Below are 1171 nucleotides of genomic sequence, written 5' to 3' on the forward strand. Positions count from 1 at the left end.
TATAATAATTAACTCCGTTGTTAACAGTAATACCACTTATTACTGGTAAGCTGTTTTCTTTTTGTGTATCACACCTTATTTTCCAATTCTTGTTTTTTCCATATATCCAAAGATTATCTACATCAAACAAATCCCCGATTCTATACTCGCCCCACTGAACATTCTCGAGTTTTTCATTCAGTGAGGCATCTATTTTTTTAGGCTGCTATCCCCCTGATCCGTGTTTTTCAACAGGTTCGACACTTCCCAGGCTAGATAATCAGCCACTGTTTTTTTAAAATCTTCTAGAGTAGGTCTAGTATCTATCGGCGCTGTTTGATTCCAATCCGCACCATTATCAGGATCTATCTGCCCCTCAAAATATTCTTTATCAGTAAAGATACTTAATTTACCCCTACCAGAATGCACCAGATCCACAACTTCCTGATACCGCTTTAACGCCCTATCTCCGTCTTTTAAATTAAGACGCGCTTTTTTTCTGTTACTTCTTACGTAACCATCATTTGAAAAATCAATAAACTTTACTACTTCATCTCTCCGATGAGCCTCCCCAACCCTAAAAACATAAACATGAGTTTGCACACTTGATTTTCCAACAAAAAGATCCAACGGCATTTTTATACTCGCCAACAAAGTATTTTTTTCTAAGATTTTTTTATTAAACTCTTTCGCCTTACCATTCCCCGCCGAGCTTTGAATAATAATAGCAGCATAACCCCTTCTCTCCATCATACTCAACGCTTTTTGCACAAAAATCATACCGTTACCCGCAGCAGAATAAGGCGGGTTTAACACAAAAGCATCCGCAGGAAACATTTTATGTGGTTCCCCAAAACCATATTTACCATCAAAACCTTTCAATGAATCGCTATTTAAAATATTAGAACTGCCATCACCCATCAAAATCATATTCAAAACCGCAAACATATACACACCGGACAAAACCTCAAGCCCTAAAAGCTGTTTCGCTTTTATCTCAACAATTTTTTGCCCTAATTTTTCCGGTGATTTTATCTTCTTTTCCGCATCAACAATCATTTCGTTCATCGCAGCAACAAGCAACCCAGCTGAACCCGTCGCGAAATCCCAAACATAACTCTCCCTATTAACCCTAGCCAACTTTACAAGCAACTTAGCCACATAAGAAGGAGTTAAAACAACATCATTTAAC

At 37.7% G+C, this 1171-nt stretch carries 1 protein-coding gene; it reads right to left on the bottom strand.

Annotation, left to right across the window (positions count from 1 at the left end; translation table 11 throughout):
• Positions 1-189: 189 nt before the first annotated feature.
• The coding region (locus tag KJY78_RS06450; protein WP_214337789.1) for an HsdM family class I SAM-dependent methyltransferase at positions 190-1171 on the bottom strand (982 nt) is incomplete at its 5' end.

The sequence above is a fragment of the Canibacter zhuwentaonis genome (assembly GCF_018531145.1).
Taxonomy (GTDB): Bacteria; Actinomycetota; Actinomycetes; order Actinomycetales; family Microbacteriaceae; genus Canibacter; species Canibacter zhuwentaonis.